Origin of the sequence: Nocardia barduliensis (assembly GCF_013315795.1) — a bacterium.
In the GTDB taxonomy this organism is placed as follows: Bacteria; Actinomycetota; Actinomycetes; order Mycobacteriales; family Mycobacteriaceae; genus Nocardia; species Nocardia barduliensis.
Genome location: NZ_JABLTE010000242.1, coordinates 1 through 2,102, shown reverse-complemented (window position 1 = coordinate 2,102; position 2,102 = coordinate 1). Strand labels below are relative to the sequence as shown.

The 2,102-nt window shown below is 70.9% G+C and carries 2 protein-coding genes; both read left to right on the top strand.

Annotated elements, in window-relative coordinates; genetic code table 11:
- Window positions 1–128 precede the first annotated feature (128 nt).
- Window positions 129–1,121, top strand: coding sequence for a replication-relaxation family protein (locus HOV91_RS38925; RefSeq protein ID WP_174190164.1), 993 nt, complete (start codon window positions 129–131; stop codon window positions 1,119–1,121).
- Window positions 1,122–1,128: 7 nt separating this feature from the next.
- Window positions 1,129–2,102 (top strand): C40 family peptidase (locus tag HOV91_RS38920; RefSeq protein ID WP_174190163.1); only part of this gene is annotated, 974 nt, incomplete at its 3' end.

The window sequence follows — 2,102 nt, the reverse complement described above, 5'->3', positions numbered from 1 at the left end:
CATCCCAGGCCGTGCCCGCGAGGTCGCCGCCGCCGCCCGCGCCCGCCTCACCACAGCACCATCTACCTCCGGTCCCGTCCCGATCCCGCAGCTCTAGCCCGACACCCCTGAGAAAGGTTGCCGCACCGATGATCTCCATCTCCAAGCCTGAACGCCAAGCCGACACCCGTGCACCGCGCCCCAACCGGGCGCGCGAACCGCGCCCGATCGTGGGTGGGTTGACCGGGCGCGACCGCTGGATCCTGCGCATGGTCCACGAACACCGCGTCCTGACCACCGACCACCTGGCCGCGCTGGCGTTCCCGACTGCCAAACTCGCACGCCGCCGCCTGGCCGTCCTCTACAGCTACGGCGTCTTGGACCGGTTCCGGCCCTGGCGTAGCAAGGGCAGTCGCCCCTACCACTGGACCCTCGCCCCCGCCGGGGCCTCGGTGCTGGCCGGCGAGGCTGGGATCAAGGTCCGTGAACTCGGCTACACCCATCAGACCGCGCTCTCGGTGGCGCACAGCCTGCACCTGAAGCACGCCCTCGGCGTCGCCGACTGGTTCACCACTCTCACCACCCGGCCCCGCGGCGGACAGGTGTCTCGGTGGTGGTCGCAGACTCGCTGCCAACGCCTTTGGGGTGATCTCGCCCGCCCCGACGCCTTCGGCCGCTACACCCGCGGCGAGGACGTCCTCGACTTCTACCTCGAATACGACCTCGGCTCCACCGCCCTGTCGAGGGTCGCGGCCAAGCTGCACGGGTTCGCTGAGCTGGCCCGCACCACCGGGGTCGTCACGCCGGTCCTGCTGTGGGTGCCGACCACCGAGCGAGAGGCCAACGCGCGTGCGGCGTTGCGCCGGACGTGGGAGCGGCTGCCCGATCCCGTAGCGGTACCCGTCGCCACGGCCGCCGCCGATCTCCTCGCACCCGCCACCACCGCGAGCCCGGCCGAGCGGGTGTGGCTTCCGCTGCACACCGACACCGGCCGCCAGCACCTGCACGGACTCACCGATGTCTGGCCGATGCGCACGCCCCCGAACAGCGAACTCGACACGGAACCGACCTGGGCACCCCTGGCCGGGGTAGTCGCCCTGGCCCCACCCCCGCCCCGGCCACCGGCCATCGAGGACTGGTGAGGTAGCGATGCTGGTCAAGGCACTCGGGGCAGGGTTCGGCGCATTTGTGTTCCTCACGGTCGTCATCGCGACCGTGGTCACCACAGTGATCGTGTTCGACCAGGCGCTCACCGCACCTGCCCCGGGAGCCTCGACCGGCACCGGCTCGACCCCGAGCACCGAAGCGGTGCAGGACATCCCGGCCGAGATGCTCGTGCTCTACCAGGCCGCTGCCGGGGACTGCCCCGGCCTGGACTGGAGCGTGCTCGCCGCGATCGGCAAGGTCGAGACCGACCACGGCCGCTCCACCCTGCCGGGAGTGTCCTCCGGCGAGAACGCCTCCGGAGCCGGTGGGCCGATGCAGTTCCTCGCTCCCACCTTCGACTCCGTCATCGTCCAGCATCCCCTGCCCGCTGGTGGTGCGAGCCCGCCCTCGCGCTACAACCCCTCCGACGCCATCCACGCCGCCGCGTTCTACCTGTGCGACTCCGGCGCACCCGGTGACCTCCGCGCCGCGATCTGGGCTTACAACCACGCCGACTGGTACGTCGACCAGGTCCTCGACCAGGCCGCCCGCTACCGCGCCACCGACACCACCTCAGGCGGCGACTGCCACACCGCCTCACCACCGAACCCGACTGCCGCGCGAGTGATCTCCTTCGCCTGCGCCCAGCTCGGCCTCCCGTACGTGTGGGGCGGCAACGGACCCGAGGTCAACGGCGGCTGGGACTGCTCAGGACTCACCCAAGCCGCCTACCGCGCCGCCGGAATCGCCATCCCCCGCACCACCTACGACCAAGTCCACACCGGCACACCGGTATCCGAAGACCAGCTCGCGCCCGGGGACTTGCTGTTCTACAGCACGGGTGGGGATGTCCATCACGTCGGTATCTACCTCGGCGGCGGCCAGATGGTGCACGCACCCACCTTCGACGAGCCCGTCCAGATCTCGGCCTACCGCTGGGAAGGCGACGACTACTACACCGCCACCCGACCCACACC